Origin of the sequence: Desulfosporosinus acididurans, from assembly GCF_001029285.1 — a bacterium.
In the GTDB taxonomy this organism is placed as follows: Bacteria; Bacillota; Desulfitobacteriia; order Desulfitobacteriales; family Desulfitobacteriaceae; genus Desulfosporosinus; species Desulfosporosinus acididurans.
Genome location: NZ_LDZY01000008.1, coordinates 160,667 through 175,589 on the forward strand (window position 1 = coordinate 160,667; position 14,923 = coordinate 175,589).

Genomic DNA, 14,923 nt, shown 5'->3' on the forward strand with positions numbered 1-14,923 from the left:
ATTTTTTTAAAAAGGAGTATAATACATTTCAACAGTTAGATAATTATCTAAATATCTAAAGGTTTATCTGATTTAAGACTTCTACTTTTGCAAGTGGGAGCGGTTTCAAAGCTTTAGCAGAACGAGTTCACTGAAGGAGCGTGATGGAATGCTTAACCTACCCTTTAAAGCACTGGCAGATCCCACAAGGCGGAAGATAATTTTGCTGCTCAAAGAACATGATATGACTGCCGGTGAAATCGCGGACCAATTTAAGATGACGAAACCTAGCATTTCACATCATCTTAGTACGTTAAAACAGGCCCAGTTGGTAACGGATGAACGAAAGGGGCAAAACATTTACTATTCGTTAAATACGACAGTCTTTCAAGAAGTTGTTAATTGGTTTTTTAATGCCGGTCATGTCAATGAAGGAGGAAACAGCGATGAAGAATGTTAGCAGTTTGTTAAAGAAAGATTGGCCGATCCTGATCCTGATTGTTTTGGGCTTTGCTATCGGTATTTATTTCTATCCATCCCTTCCGAACAGAGTTCCAATTCACTGGAATGCGCAAGGCCAGGTTAATGGTTATGGCAGCAAGTTGTTTGGGGCTTTTGGAATGCCTGTAATTAGTTTAGCGTTGTATATTATGTTTGTGGCTTTGCCTTTTATCGACCCTAAACGGAAAAACTATCGTGCCTTTGAATCGACCTATCAGTTTCTCAAATATTTGGTTGTTATTTTTTCCCTGGGGATGCATTTAATAACCTTATTAATTGCCTCAGGCAGGGTTGTGAATCAACCGGCTTTAATCGAGATTATGGTTTCCCTGCTCTTTATCTTAATAGGGAATGTTATGGGCAGATTCAAGCATAATTATTTTGTAGGTATTAGAACTCCTTGGACTCTCGCCAGCGAAGAAGTATGGCGAAAAACACACAGGTTAGCAGCTCCGTTATGGGTTTTGGGCGGAATTCTGAACATTCTTTTGGCTCTCGGCGGGATAACTTTCAATGGGCTTAGTTTTATTCTTGTTATGGCTATTATTGCATTAGTACCCATTGGATACTCTTATTTAGTCTTTCATAGGTTAGGTATTCATAGCTAAAATAGTTGATCCAATCGTAAGGCTCTCACTCCTATAAATGGGGATTATTTCCACACTTTGCTTCGGTAGGGGGAGAGTCCCCCACCGAAGCCCCGATGTTCGGCTTTAGCTGAATGGGTTCACTGAGACATTGAACTTTGGGCAGCTTAGATACAATGAGTACTGAAAAAAATCGAACGATTCCTATGACTCTTATGGGATTGTTCGAAATACATATTGACCTGCTGCAATAATTTTAGTAGAATAACCTTTGTAAATAACTAAATATGTTCATATAGTCGCAGAGATAAGGTCTGCAAGTTTCTACCGGACTGCCGTAAATGGTCCGACTATGAGCGAAGCACCTAGTAAACGGATGCTAACATGAAAGTTAGCTGTTTATCTATGGCGGGATTAAACACGTGCCTTCATTGTTAATATCGTATTGGATGAAGGGCAAGTGGTATTAGTTGTTGGCTTTAAGCTCAGGCGGGCGAGGTTTCTCTCAGTGAATTTGAGTTGAAATCGCTCACCTGAGTTTTGTTTTGCAAATTGTTAGCTGGTAAATGATCGAGAGGGGACTGACAAGGTGTTTACAGTACTTGATATGGCACAGCCAGATAAATTAGAGGAAGCCTTTGAGATTCTTACGAAGAGAAAAAATAATACGATTCTTGGCGGTTGTGCTTTTTTAAAGATGAGTAAAAAGCGGATTGGAACCGGTATCGATCTTTCAAGACTGAACCTTGATTATATAAGGGAAGACAATGGGTTTATTGTAATCGGAGCTATGGCGGCTCTCAGAGATCTGGAAACAAATGCCCTTTTAAGAGACGCCTTTGGCGGCATTCTTTCTCAATCGGTAAGGAATATAATCGGCGTACAGTTCAGAAATGGTGTTACGGTGGGGGCTTCGGTCTATTCAAGATATGGTTTCTCCGACCTCCTTACAGCCTTGTTAGTCTTGGACACCGAGGTCGAATTATATAATGGCGGCAAAATGCCCCTACGAGACTTTTTACAAAAGCCTTATGAAAAAGATATTTTAGTTCAACTCAGAATCGAGAAAAACCAAAGATTAGCTGCTTTTTCCAGTTTCAGAAAATCAGCCAGTGATTTTGCAGTTTTGAATATAGCCGTTTCAAATCTTGATAAGCAATGGACCATTGCAGTTGGGGCAAGACCGGGAAGAGCAGTGATCGCAGAAACAGCTTCGAGAGCTTTAAGCCAAGGACATTTAAGCGCTGAGGAAATCGAAGCGGCCGCCAAAATCGCTGCAGATGAGTTATCCTTTGGAACCAATACCCGAGGAACAGCCGGTTATCGTAAAGCTCTTTGTCAAGTGTTGGTTAAACGAGAGATTATGGAGGTTTTACAATGCAAATCGAATTAACCGTTAATGATAAATTGGTAACTTGGGATGTTGAAAATGACGAGTTTTTAGCGGACACTCTTCGCGCTCACGGGTTTCTTAGTGTCAAGAAAGCTTGTGATACGAGCTGCTGCGGCTTATGTACGGTCTGGATGGACGGTAAACCGATTTTATCTTGTTCCATTTTAGCAATGCGGGCGCATGGTAAAAAGATCACAACTATTGAGGGAGTTTCTCAGGCTGCAGAGGAGTTTGCCCGCATACTCACCGCTGAGGGAGCAGAACAATGCGGATTTTGCAGTCCCGGGTTTATTATGAATGTTCTGGCCATGAAAAATGAGTTGGACAACCCTACGGAAGATGAAATTATTCACTATTTGACCGGAAACTTATGCCGCTGTACCGGCTATATGGGGCAGCTTCGAGCAGTCAAAACCTATTTGGGGGTGGCTTAAGTGGAAGCAGTAAATTTGAGGAACGTTGGCCACAGTATTCCGAAAATTGACGGCTTGTCAATAGCTACGGGTAAACCTGCTTATACAGAGGATCTAGCTATGCCCCATGCCCTGGTCCTGAAAATTCTTAGGAGTCCTCATGCTTTTGCTAAAATTATAAGTATTGATACGTCGAAAGCAGAAAGGGTTGAGGGCGTAGAGTGTATTCTTACCTATAAAGATGTACCTAAGGTGCGCTTCACTTTAGCCGGACAATCCTACCCTGAACCGTCACCCTATGACCGCATGATTCTGGAGGGTGTTGTTCGTTATGTCGGCGATGAAGTTGCCATCATTGCTGCAGTGGATGAAAAAACGGCTCTGAAAGCAATGAAGCTGATCAACGTTGAGTATGAGGTACTGGAGCCAGTTTTGGATTTTGAGAAGGCCATAGGTCATCCTTCAGTGGTTCACTTCGAAGAGGATTTAACCTGTAATTTTGATATTGGTTTGCATAAAGAACAGAATATTGTTTCTTCCCATGAACAAGCCGTGGGAGATGTCGAAAAAGTCCTCAAAGACTGTGAGTTCGTTGTAGAAGATGTTTATTATCCTCAAGCCCAGGCCCATGCCATGATGGAAACCTATCGTTCCTTTACCTATCAGGATTATATGGGGAGGTTAGTGGTGGTCAGCTCCACCCAGGTTCCCTTTCATATAAAGAGACAATTGGCCCGAGCCTTGCAGATCCCGGCAACTAAGATTCGGGTTATTAAGCCGAGAATCGGAGGCGGGTTCGGGGGCAAGCAGACAGGAGCCGGAGATGTCTTTGCCGCTTTGGTTACTTTAAGAACGGGCAAACCGGCCATGATTATCTATGATCGCCAGGAAACCTTTAGTTGTACCACCAGCCGTCATGCCATGAGAATTAAAGTAAGACTGGGAGCAGATGCTGATGGGTTTATTCGAGCAATTGATCTTGAAGTTCTATCGGATACAGGAGCTTATGGAGAACATGCGTCTACCGTCTTAAGCTGTGTGGGGGAATATACGCTGCCGCTGTACAATAAAACGAAAGCTGTTCGGATTCGGGGAAACGCGGTCTATACCAATAAAATGCCCGCCGGAGCTTTCCGGGGATATGGTGCTACTCAGGGAACCTTCGCTTTAGAATCAGCGGTTAATAAGCTTGCGGAACGTTTAGCCATTGACCCGACAGAGGTTCGCCTGAAGAATATCAGCCAAAAGGGCGAGACCTTTCTGACTGGTCATGGGGTTCAGCTTGGCAGCACAGCCTTAGATCGCTGCATTAAAAAGGGGCGGGAGATGATCGGCTGGAAGGAAAAATTTCCGCGTCAGACGTTGAGCGGAACAAAGGTCAGGGGAGTAGGCATGGCTATTACAATGCAGGGTTCAGGAATAGCCAATATCGGCACGGCTTCTGCTGAGATACGCTTAACTGATGATGGAAACTTCGCCCTGCTTATTGGGGCAACGGATATGGGAACCGGCTGCGATACGATCCTGAGTCAAATAGCAGCTGAAGTTTTAGAAGTCCCACTGGACAAGATTTACGTCAGTGCAGGGGATACGGACACTTCTCCTTTTGATCCCGGTTCCTATGCCTCAAGCACAACCTATTTAGCCGGCACTGCGGTCCTTAAAGCTGCTGAAGAGTTAAAAGGTAAAATCTTAGACCAAGGCGCTAAGTTCTTGGGAGCTTCTAAAGAGAATGTTATATTTGAAGAACTTTCCGTGCGCAGGATTGACGGAGAAGGAGAGATCAGTCTTGCTAAAATTGCCGAACAAACGATTTTAGGGATGGGAAATCTTCAGTTGGCGGCAATGGCAACCCATGGCAGTCAAATTTCTCCGCCTCCTTATGTGGCAGGATTTGCAGAAGTGGAAGTAGATGTGGAGACAGGCAAAGTTGATTTAATCGACTATGTTGCCGTTGTGGATTGCGGGACGATGATTAATCCTAACTTGGCTCGAATTCAAGCTGAGGGAGGAATTGTCCAAGGAATAGGTATGGCTCTTTTCGAAGAAGTTCGATATAGTAACTTGGGCAAAATGGAGACGAATACCTTTATGCAATACAAGATTCCCTGCCGCCAAGACGTTGGAAATGTTCGCATTGCCTTTGAAGAAAGTTATGAACCGTCAGGTCCCTTCGGAGCAAAGTCTATTGGCGAGGTTGTAGCCAATACTCCGCCTCCGGCGATTGTCAATGCAGTATATAATGCAGTTGGAGTTCAAGTTCATCATTTACCTGTTACTGCAGAGAAGGTTTTTTTAGAAATGTTGAAACAGCAGTAAGGGGAATTAGGTCTGAAACACTTTGCTTCGACAGCAAATGACACTATAATTTGCTGTCGGCAAAGGCACTCGGGTAGAGCTAATGCGTTCATTCCAGAAGAATGGTATAATAATTAGTGAACTCGTTCAGCTAAAGCTGAACATCGGGGCTTCAGATAAAATAATGTCCAGTGGACATTATTGCCGAGCCGCCTTTCCCAATAGGTATACTTAGCGGCGAAGGAGGACTCTACCCCACCTGAAGTTAACGAAGGACCCACCCCCACTTATAGAAGTGGGGGCCTTAAAAACCGGATAAAGGGATTGATGGCAGGGGAGGTGCGAGAGTGAAATGGATCATAAATCGGGGAAAGAACAATGTGCCACCAAAACTGTGACCCTGCCGCGCTTAAATCGCTTGAGCCCCTCCTTGGAGAGTACGGCGTTAAAGATTATGGAGGAATCTGGGGAACTTGCCCAAGCAATTGGTAAATTCAGAGGACTAAGCGGCGAACGACAACGTCTCGAAGAAGAGGAAGCCATGCAAAGAGTAGCTAGCGAGTTGGTCGATGTGGCACAGACTGCTGTTACCATGATGTTTGTTCTTGAGGAACAATATGGAATAGATTTGGAGACTATTTTGCAAGAGCATATTATGAAGCTGCGGCATAAGGGTTATTGTGATTAGCGAGAAGTTTTGGGGAGTATATTCCTCAGGCTCTCTCGCTTATTTTTCGACGTATAGCGATTATTGGAGATAAAAGAAAGTTTCTGACGATTAACGGGATTGGTCTGAGATCCTCCTAATTTATATATTTTTGGCGTTATATTTTGGACAAATTACTTAATTAATTTAATTTAATATATTATAATAAAAGAGCAGGCGACAGAAAATAGTTTTACTTTTTGTAAAAAGGGAGTAGGGTAATGACTGAATTGCGTTATAATCCATTGTTAGGGGATTGGACAATGGTAGCGTCAAACAGACAAAACAGGCCGAATATGCCGAAAGGGGAATGTCCCTTTTGTCCGGGGTCAGGTAAAGTTCCGGAACACTATGATGTTTTGAAATATGATAATGATTTTCCGGCTTTAATGGCAAACCCTCCGGAGCCGGATCCGGTAGCAGCTTCCCTCTTTCGGACCGAAAAAGCCTTGGGAAAATGTGAGGTAATTCTCTATTCGCCTAATCATACAACGACATTGCCTGAGCTTTCATTGGAACATATCGAAAAGTTGATTGATTTATGGACAGAGCGATTTATAGCCTTAAGCCAAGAAGCAAACCATCAATATATTATGATCTTTGAAAACCGGGGTGAAGAATGTGGTGTGACGATGCCTCACCCGCATGGACAGATCTATGCTTATTCATGGATTCCACTTAAGATTCGAACGGAATTGGAAAACTGCCGCAGCTATCATACTGCGAAGGGATCATGTTTGATTTGCGATCTGAATAACGCTGAATTAGATTTTAAAAAGCGTGTTATCTATGAAAATGAGCATTTCCTCGCCTATATTCCCTTCTTTACCGACTATCCCTACGGTTTATTTATTGTCAGCAAAAACCATAAAACTGCTTTGAGCGATTTTTCCCGAGGGGAAAAGCGAAGTCTGGCCGAGATCTTAAAATATATGACCGGGGCTATGGATACATTGTTCAATCGCCTATTCCCATATATGATGGTTATTCATCAGCGCCCTGTACATGATTCCGCTGCTCGGGAATTTTATCACTTTCATATTGAGTTTTATACACCCTTGAGAGATGCGGGAAAACTAAAATATTATGCCTCCTCGGAAATGGGGGCTTGGGCTCCGGCGAATCCTCAAGCTGTTGAGGAAACGTCAGAACATTTGCGGCAGGCCTTTCAAAAGTATCTGCAAAAAGAAGGATGTGCCGGCAAATGCACTTAAATACCTTACGCAAGAACTTTAGTCACCAGTTTGGCATTGATAGTCATGATTGCCGGGTTTTCTTTGCACCGGGCCGAGTGAACCTGATCGGAGAACACACGGATTTTACGGGCGGTTATGTCTTGCCTGCTGCTTTGACCTATGGTACTTGGGCGGTAGTACGGCACAGACAAGATGGGATGTTTCGTCTGGCCTCGACGAGCTTTCCGGAAAAGGTTGAATTCAATGTCGGCGAGATTATTAAACGGCAAGATAGCTGGGCAAACTATCCCAAAGGTGTTTTGGCAGAATTCAAGAAATTAGGGATCAAATTGTCTGGCTGCGATATTTTATTTGCAGGAAATATTCCTAAAGGAGCAGGATTATCCTCCTCGGCATCCCTTGAAATGGCGACGGCCATAGCGGTAAAAGCTGTTGAAGGCTTGGAATGTGCTTTAATTGGATTAACTCAACTGGCACAACGTGCCGAAAATCAATTCGTGGGCGTAAATTGCGGCATTATGGATCAGTTTGCTTCGGGCATGGGGAAAGCCGGACAGGCTATTCTCTTAAATTGCGATACCCTGGATTATCGATATGTTCCCTTGTCCTTAGGAGATTATCAGTTGGTGATTACGAATTCCAAGAAACAACGCAGCCTGACCGAATCGAACTATAATCAAAGAAGGCTGGAATGTGAGGAAGGAATTAAGAAACTTCAAATGCTTCTTCCTGAATTTAGTTCCTTAGGAAATCTGACACCGGAACAATGGAAAGCTGTTCGAGAAGAAATAGAATCTTTCAAAGTTAGAAAACGTCTGGAACATATTGTCCGAGAAAATGCTAGAACGATAGCTTCCGCCCAAGCTCTGCAAATGGGGGATCTCACAGAATTCGGCAAGCTCATGATTCAATCTCATGTATCGCTGCGGGATTTTTTTGAAGTGACGGGAGCGGAATTGGACGCTCTCTTTGAAGAGGCAAGAAAAGTTCCGGGGTGTATCGGGACGAGAATGACAGGGGCTGGCTTTGGCGGGTGTACTGTAAGCTTGGTTCATCAGGGAGCTGTTAAGGATTTCAAAGTTCAGGTTACCAAGAACTATAGCGCCAGAACAGGTTTGATACCGGAGTTTTATGTCTGCGATTGTGGTGATGGCGCACGGGAACTTTAAAGGAGGTTGAAAGATGTCGATATTAGTAACCGGCGGGGCCGGCTATATTGGAAGCCATACCGTTGTGGAATTTTTGGCAAAAGGTGAAGAGGTTATTGTCCTCGATAATCTTCAGAAGGGACACCGTGAGGCTGTCATGACCGGAAAGTTTTATGAAGGGGACATTCGCGATCAGCAACTCCTTGATCGGGTATTTTCTGAGAATAAGGTTGAGGCTGTCATTCACTTTGCGGCTGATTCCTTAGTTGGGGAAAGTGTTCAAGATCCCCTAAAATATTATGATAATAATGTGATTACAGCTCAAAACCTTTTGGCAGGAATGGTTAAACATGGAGTTAAAAGGATTGTCTTTTCTTCTACTGCGGCTGCCTATGGAGAACCGGAATCGATCCCTATTTGCGAAACAGACCGCAAAGAACCCACTAATCCCTACGGTGAGACCAAACTAGCTATTGAAAAGATGTTGAAATGGTGTGACCAAGCCTATGGGGTTAAGTTTGTCGCTTTGAGATATTTTAATGCGGCAGGCGCTCATCCCAACGGGCATATCGGGGAAGATCATCAACCGGAAAGCCATTTGATCCCGATCATTTTACAAGTGGCTCTAGGCCAGCGAGAACAACTGGCTGTTTTTGGCGATGATTATCCTACAGCCGATGGAACCTGTATCCGCGATTATATCCATGTTTCGGATCTGGCCAATGCTCACTGGTTAGCGCTGCAAAAGCTCAGACGAACTGACATGAGCGCTATTTATAATTTAGGCAATGGAGAGGGCTTTTCTGTCAAGCAAGTCGTAGAAAAAGCCCGAGAAGTAACGGGACATCCGATTCCCCTAAAAATTGCACAGCGGCGGGCAGGAGATCCTGCCGTACTCATTGCCTCTTCAAAAAAGGCTCAACAAGATCTGGAATGGAAACCGCAATTTAACAGTCTGGAACAGATTTTGCAAACGGCTTGGAATTGGCATAAAAATCATCCGCAGGGGTATGGAAAATGAAAAGGGTTGCCCGGAAGTTGGCAAAAATCCGCACTCTTATGTCGGCAATGAACTTAGAGGGAGTTCTTCTTCGTCAGCGCCGAAGCTTTTCCTGGCTGACAAATGGGAAAAGGAATTTCATTGTTACCTCTACGGAACTTGGTGCAGCCGATGTCCTGATATTTAAAGATACGGTTTATTGTCTAACTACTAAGATGGAGTACGCTCGTTTGCTGGAAGAAGAATTAGCCGAGTTCCCTTGGGAGTGGATCACTTCGGAGTGGTATGAAGGAACGGAAGAGACGATCGGCAAATTGTGCCAGGGAAAGGCAATAGGTATGGATGTTCCTGCTGAATCTTTGGCTAATATCCAGGGCCGGAATATCGCCAGGGAACTAGCTGAACTAAGCTTTGTTTTAGAGTCGGATGAGATCGAGCGTTACCGTTGGTTATCCTTGAGAGTTGCTAAAGCGCTGGAAGAAACCTGTCGGGAGATTATGCCGGGTATGACCGAATTTGAAATTTATTCAGCGCTTATAGCCAAAGTTGCCGGCTTTGGTATCCAGACTCCCGTTTTACTAGTGGCAACCGATCAGCGTATTTTTTCCTATCGTCATCCCATTCCAACAGAGAAAAAGCTGGAACGATATGCTATGCTCGTCCTTTGTGGAGAAAAATGGGGCTTAGTTGCCAATGCAACTCGCTTTGTTCATTTTGGAGCTCTGGGGCAAGACTTGCAGAAGACAAGAAAAGTCTTAGCTGAAATTGATCTGGCCTTTAATCTGGCAACGCGGCCGGGAGTGATGATCAGAGAAGTATTCCGACAGGGTATTGAAGCCTATGGACAATGGGGTTATGCGGACGATTGGCGTTATCTTCATCAAGGCGGGCCAACGGGATATGCTTCTCGGGAGTTTTTAGCAAACTTAGAGTCTCCGGGGGTCGTACAATGTTATCAAGCATTTGCCTGGAATCCATCGTTAAAGGGTTTGAAGTCCGAAGATACTCTTCTGGTTACTGACCATGGGAACGAGTTTTTAACTCATACAGGAACATGGAATTATCTCCAGATTGAAAAAAACGGAAAATTATATGAACGGCCGGATATCCTCATTCGCTAGAAAACAGATTGAGAAAAGGAGGGGAGGATAAAGTGAGTAAATCAATTCCTGTGGGAAGTTTTCAAGGAATGAAGTCCTTAAATAAATCAACGATTCTCAATGTTGTCAGGCAGTATGGCCCCATCTCTCGCGCCAGAATTGCCAAGCTGACAAAGTTAACCCCCCCGACAGTGACCAATCTCGTGAGTGAGTTAATTGAGTCTAAGCTCGTTATTGAAGGGACTCTTGGTGAATCTACGGGAGGACGGAAACCTATTTTGCTCAGGATAAACTCCTCTGCCTTTTATGTTATAGGAGTTTATGCTGGAGCAAAACGGTTAAAGGCTGTGACAGCAAACCTTGATGGCAATATTATCGGAGAGTTTGAAACAAGGTATGCGGCAAATCAAACTCGAGAACAGTTTCTCCAGACTCTGGAAAAAGCTGTGCAGAATGTTATGGACAATACTCATCAACAGAAAGAATCATTCCTGGGCATCGGGGTTGGCATGCACGGATTGGTTGATCCTGAGCAGGGTCTTTCTTTGTTTGCCCCACACTTGAATTTGCGCGATCTCCCGATTAAATCGTTTTTAGAAAATCGATTTCAGCTGCCGGTGGAAGTGGAAAACGATGTGCGGGCTCAAGCTTTAGGAGAAAGCTGGTTTGGCAAGGGCGTAGGTATTCAGAATTTTATTTGTGTGCATATTGGAACCGGAGTTGGAGCAGGTATCATTATTGATAATAAACTTTATCGTGGCTCCTCCTTTACAGCTGGAGAAATTGGACATACCACTATTGACAGCAACGGCCCGAAATGCAGCTGCGGAAATTATGGTTGTTTAGAAACTTTGGTTGGGGGTGCTGCTTTGGCCCGTAGAGCTCAGCAAGCTATTCGTTTAGGGAAAGAGTCAATTCTGGAAGAGTGGGTTCAGGGGGATTTGGATGAAATAAGTGCTGAAATGCTCTGTAAGGCGGCTCAAAATGGGGACTTTGTAGCTGCGGAAGTACTGGGGGATACTGGACGTTATTTGGGTATTGGACTTGCCAATCTTATTAATATATTGAATCCTGCGCTAATCATTCTGAGCGGAGGAGTATCCAGAGCGGAACATTATCTGCTTAATCCTTTGATGGATACTCTTGAAAAAAGAGCTTTGACCAAACCAGCGAATACCGTGAAGATTGCCATCTCAGAGTTAGGGAAAAACTCGATTCCGATAGGGGCTTTCACCCTGGTTTTATATAAACTGTTTACGCCTACAGGTCTTGGAGATGCTGCAAGTTGACCTGAAACTGAATCAAGTCATATCATCCCGAAGCGCGTCGATAATATTTTCCCTTTTTATCTTGCTAATGGCATACATCATGGTAATGAAGACCACAAAGAATACGCTGAACACGCTGATTCCGATACTGCCCCACGGGAACACAAAATTGATATTGTCTGCTCCGCCGGCGAACATTCCTTTATAAATCAGCCAGGAGAAGATGATTGCCAGGGGAAGCCCGACAAGCAGCGCCCTCATACCATAAAAGGCGCACTCAAAGCGCATCATTTTATTGAAATCGCGGTCGGACATTCCCACAGAGCGGAGCATAGCAAGCTCCCGACGACGCAACTTGATATTCGTAGAAATTGTGTTGAATACGTTGGCAATGGCAATCAGCGAAATCATAATGATAAACGTATAAGCGAACACGTTGGCAATGAATATCGTGTTGCGGTTCTGATCAAATATTTCAGACGAATTCAAAAGGAAATACGAGGCTGTAATTCCTTCGCCCTGAATCATCATTTTCATTTCAGCCACAGACTGGGACGGATTCTTTGACTGAAAGGTCATGCCCTTAACCCTGATATTCGCCGCAGTCTCGGTGTGAACAAGCTTCTCCTTGAGCGAGTAGGGAGCCATTCCCATAATAGTGTATGGCCGCAGCAGGGACATTCCTATCGTCGCTGGTGTATCAGGCGGCACGGTATTGACAAACGTAATGCTTACGTTTTGCCTATGTTCCGTTTTCAGCTCACTATTTGTTTCGGGAGCGATGGTAAAATACAGGGAAGAACTCTTGAATAGATCATTGCTGTGGCCTTGCATTTTGGCAACGGCAATCAGTTTTGCGTTTGCCCCGGTATATTCCTTCTCGGGCAAACCCAAGCCTTTGATAATTTTCAGATAGGTTCTGTCATCAAGAAACTGAATTTGCATGGGCAGATTTACCGTTTCGTTCGACGAATGTGCCCCTGCGGATTCCCAATAAGCGTCTGAAAGGTCACTTGCTTTGGCAGCGCAGGAATACTTCATAACAACTTGATAGGAGCTGTCGGTAACACCGGCGGCCGTTTTTAGTTTGTCGTAAAGCTGCAGCATTTTGCTGTCGGTCATATCCTGTGTGCCAAAACCGATGTCGTAGTTGCTAACCGCTTTTGCCTGCTCTGATGCCTGTTTCAAATCCGTTACAAAAGCGCTGGCCGATATAAACAACACGATGCTTAAAACAAGTGACAACACAATGCTGCGATAACGTTTCTTATTTCTTTTGAAGTTTTTCAGCGCAAGGGCTCCTTCCAGGCCGAAGATGTGCTGTGCCGGTTTTGAGGTTTTGATTGTTTTGGCTTCCACTTTCACCTCATTCGTCTGGCGAATACACTCCATCACAGGCATATTGGCAGCTTTGCGGGCCGGGATATAGGCCGAAATCAGAATCGTAACCATGCTGACCGCCGCCGCGCCGATAATCACGGGGGCGAATACCGTTAAGGTTAAAGGGACGTTATCGTAAAGTATGTTTTCAAAATTCTTGGCGACATCGGAAAGGACAAGTCCCATGCTGCCTATTCCGACAATAACGCCAATCGGTATGCCGATCGCACCAATACAAAGCCCCTCAAACAACACAGAATGGCGCAGTTGCTTTGCGGTGGCTCCCACTGACGAGAGAATCCCGAACTGGTGTGTGCGCTCGTTCAAGGAGATGTTGAAGGAATTATAAATTAGGAAAATTGAACCAATCATAATGATGAGGACAACAATGCCCCCGACGGAGTATAGAAGCGCGTTGAACACCTTATCGCCTGGATCGTCTGAAAGACCCATGAAGCGCAGCACATCATTATTGAAGATGAAAGCATGGCTTCCGGCTGTACTTTTTGCGTAAGCGTGTACTTCACGCGGGTTTTTCAGCGTGACAAATAAGCTGAGATCGTCGGCCGTGTTTGCGGCATCTGAGGTTGTGATGACGGTGTATCCCGGTGAAGAATCTTCCTGAAAATGGGGCGTTTGGCAGATGCCCACTACCTTGTAAGTTCTCTCTGCTTTGGGCAGAAGCGTTTCTTTCCCGGGAATGTAAGGGTCGCCCTGACCGAGTTTCTTGTTTCCGTTCATGCGGTTCCCGACAGCAAGGGTAAGTGTGTCGCCCACCTTGAACTGAACGCCGCCCTTTGTCATGACGCTCCCCGAAACAAGAATCTCCCCGCTGTTTTTCGGCAGCCTGCCGGATGCCAGAGTGATAGGCAGGGCAGCAAAGGTTTTTTTGTTGAATCCGGCGATAAAAAGATACGGTTTGTTGGGATTTTTCCCGCCGTCAAGTTTTGCGCAGCCGATATTTTCAAATGTTGCGGTATTGGCTACTTTATCATTGCTTGCCTGTTTCGCCGCGAAAGAAGAATTCACATCCTCAAACTCAACATGCCAACCGCCGTATTTCTGGGCTGCGCCCTCAGCCATATAGTTCAACAGAGAAATACCAAAGGTGGCAACTGCCGTAATCAGGGCGGCGGACAGAATAACTCCGATCACCGTTACAATCGTTCGTGTGCGGCTTTTTTTCATGCTTTGCAGGGTAACTTTGTGGAAAATGTTCATGATCTCACCCTCTCGTCTCGCACGACTTTGCCGTCTGATATACCGATAAGACGGTCTGCTTGCAAGGCGATAGTTTCATCATGGGTGACGACGATAAGGGTCTGCCGATATTTTTGATGGCTTAATTTCAGCAGCTTGATAATTTCATGTCCATTTCGGCTGTCCAAACTGCCCGTGGGTTCGTCGGCAAGCATGACCGCCGGGGCGTTCATCAAAGCGCGTCCTATGGAAACACGCTGTTGCTGACCGCCGGAAAGCTGATTAGGCAAATGGGTTTTGCGGTCTTTTAGCCCAAGCAGCTCCAACAGGTCATTCAGCCGTTCCTCGTTGACCTTTCGCTTGTCCATCAGAATCGGCAAGGTGATGTTTTCCTCCACATTCAGAGTGGGAATGAGGTTGTGGAACTGGTAAATCAGCCCAACCTGCCGCCTGCGGAAGATGGCGAGTTTTTCATTGTTTTGGGTATAGACATCCTGCCCGTCCAAATAGACTTTTCCGCTTGTCGGCACGTCCACGCCGCCAATGATGTGAAGTAATGTGGATTTGCCGGAGCCGGAGGAGCCGATGATTGCAGTAAACTCCCCCTTATCGATGGTAAGTGAAACATGGTCAAGGGCGGTAACTTGATTGTTGCCCTTGCCGTAGACCTTGCATAAATTTTCAACTTTTAAAAACTCCATTATGTGAGCCTCCTTCGTCACGGTTTACCCATATAATAAAGCTTTCAACTTAC

Annotated in this window: 13 protein-coding genes and 1 riboswitch; of the genes, 11 read left to right on the forward strand and 2 right to left on the reverse strand. The window is 44.9% G+C overall.

The window, feature by feature from the left end:
* Positions 1-148 precede the first annotated feature (148 nt).
* From DEAC_RS12860 to DEAC_RS12910, 11 genes are all read left to right on the forward strand, one after another.
* Positions 149-439, forward strand: a complete 291-nt coding sequence (locus tag DEAC_RS12860) for an autorepressor SdpR family transcription factor (RefSeq protein ID WP_047810460.1) — start codon at positions 149-151, stop codon at positions 437-439.
* A complete protein-coding gene (locus tag DEAC_RS12865; protein WP_047810461.1) occupies positions 426-1,088 on the forward strand; it encodes an SdpI family protein in 663 nt (220 codons plus the stop codon). Before DEAC_RS12860 ends, DEAC_RS12865 begins: the two co-directional genes overlap by 14 nt.
* 250 nt (positions 1,089-1,338) lie before the next feature.
* Positions 1,339-1,440, forward strand: a riboswitch (purine riboswitch).
* 216 nt (positions 1,441-1,656) lie between these two features.
* Positions 1,657-2,460: an FAD binding domain-containing protein gene (locus DEAC_RS12870; protein WP_047810462.1), complete on the forward strand. Its 804-nt coding sequence runs from the start codon at positions 1,657-1,659 to the stop codon at positions 2,458-2,460.
* Positions 2,445-2,894, forward strand: a complete 450-nt coding sequence (locus DEAC_RS12875) for a (2Fe-2S)-binding protein (RefSeq protein ID WP_047810463.1) — start codon at positions 2,445-2,447, stop codon at positions 2,892-2,894. Before DEAC_RS12870 ends, DEAC_RS12875 begins: the two co-directional genes overlap by 16 nt.
* 15 nt (positions 2,895-2,909) lie before the next feature.
* Positions 2,910-5,192: a xanthine dehydrogenase family protein molybdopterin-binding subunit gene (locus DEAC_RS12880; protein WP_047810539.1), complete on the forward strand. Its 2,283-nt coding sequence runs from the start codon at positions 2,910-2,912 to the stop codon at positions 5,190-5,192.
* A 331-nt stretch (positions 5,193-5,523) separates the two neighbouring features.
* Positions 5,524-5,859 carry a MazG-like family protein gene (locus DEAC_RS12885; protein ID WP_047810464.1) on the forward strand — a complete coding sequence of 112 codons (336 nt, stop codon included), beginning with the start codon at positions 5,524-5,526 and terminating at the stop codon, positions 5,857-5,859.
* A 239-nt stretch (positions 5,860-6,098) separates the two neighbouring features.
* Positions 6,099-7,091 (forward strand): galactose-1-phosphate uridylyltransferase, encoded by a 993-nt coding sequence (galT, locus tag DEAC_RS12890; protein WP_047810465.1) that lies wholly within the window; start codon positions 6,099-6,101, stop codon positions 7,089-7,091.
* Complete coding sequence (locus DEAC_RS12895) at positions 7,082-8,242, forward strand: galactokinase (RefSeq protein WP_047810466.1); 1,161 nt, start codon at positions 7,082-7,084, stop codon at positions 8,240-8,242. Before galT ends, DEAC_RS12895 begins: the two co-directional genes overlap by 10 nt.
* 13 nt (positions 8,243-8,255) lie before the next feature.
* The gene (galE, locus tag DEAC_RS12900) at positions 8,256-9,242 is read left to right on the forward strand and encodes a UDP-glucose 4-epimerase GalE (RefSeq protein WP_047810467.1); all 987 of its coding nucleotides are present in this window, start codon (positions 8,256-8,258) and stop codon (positions 9,240-9,242) included.
* Positions 9,239-10,342 carry a M24 family metallopeptidase gene (locus tag DEAC_RS12905; protein ID WP_047810468.1) on the forward strand — a complete coding sequence of 368 codons (1,104 nt, stop codon included), beginning with the start codon at positions 9,239-9,241 and terminating at the stop codon, positions 10,340-10,342. Before galE ends, DEAC_RS12905 begins: the two co-directional genes overlap by 4 nt.
* 32 nt (positions 10,343-10,374) lie before the next feature.
* The gene (locus DEAC_RS12910) at positions 10,375-11,610 is read left to right on the forward strand and encodes an ROK family transcriptional regulator (protein ID WP_053006428.1); all 1,236 of its coding nucleotides are present in this window, start codon (positions 10,375-10,377) and stop codon (positions 11,608-11,610) included.
* 12 nt (positions 11,611-11,622) lie between these two features.
* Here DEAC_RS12910 and DEAC_RS12915 read toward each other — a convergent pair whose 3' ends face one another.
* Together DEAC_RS12915 and DEAC_RS12920 are read right to left on the reverse strand one after the other, a co-directional pair.
* A complete protein-coding gene (locus DEAC_RS12915) occupies positions 11,623-14,190 on the reverse strand; it encodes an FtsX-like permease family protein (protein ID WP_047810469.1) in 2,568 nt (855 codons plus the stop codon).
* The gene (locus DEAC_RS12920; RefSeq protein WP_047810470.1) at positions 14,187-14,870 is read right to left on the reverse strand and encodes an ABC transporter ATP-binding protein; all 684 of its coding nucleotides are present in this window, start codon (positions 14,868-14,870) and stop codon (positions 14,187-14,189) included. Before DEAC_RS12920 ends, DEAC_RS12915 begins: the two co-directional genes overlap by 4 nt.
* Between the last annotated feature and the right edge of the window lie 53 nt (positions 14,871-14,923).

Coding starts and splice junctions, on each gene's coding strand:
- DEAC_RS12860 (WP_047810460.1), top strand. CDS start 149: ATGCTTAACCTACCCTTTAAAGCACTGGCAGATCCCACAAGGCGGAAG.
- DEAC_RS12865 (WP_047810461.1), top strand. CDS start 426: ATGAAGAATGTTAGCAGTTTGTTAAAGAAAGATTGGCCGATCCTGATC.
- DEAC_RS12875 (WP_047810463.1), top strand. CDS start 2,445: ATGCAAATCGAATTAACCGTTAATGATAAATTGGTAACTTGGGATGTT.
- DEAC_RS12885 (WP_047810464.1), top strand. CDS start 5,524: ATGGATCATAAATCGGGGAAAGAACAATGTGCCACCAAAACTGTGACC.
- galT (WP_047810465.1), top strand. CDS start 6,099: ATGACTGAATTGCGTTATAATCCATTGTTAGGGGATTGGACAATGGTA.
- DEAC_RS12895 (WP_047810466.1), top strand. CDS start 7,082: ATGCACTTAAATACCTTACGCAAGAACTTTAGTCACCAGTTTGGCATT.
- galE (WP_047810467.1), top strand. CDS start 8,256: ATGTCGATATTAGTAACCGGCGGGGCCGGCTATATTGGAAGCCATACC.
- DEAC_RS12905 (WP_047810468.1), top strand. CDS start 9,239: ATGAAAAGGGTTGCCCGGAAGTTGGCAAAAATCCGCACTCTTATGTCG.
- DEAC_RS12915 (WP_047810469.1), bottom strand. CDS start 14,190: ATGAACATTTTCCACAAAGTTACCCTGCAAAGCATGAAAAAAAGCCGC.
- DEAC_RS12920 (WP_047810470.1), bottom strand. CDS start 14,870: ATGGAGTTTTTAAAAGTTGAAAATTTATGCAAGGTCTACGGCAAGGGC.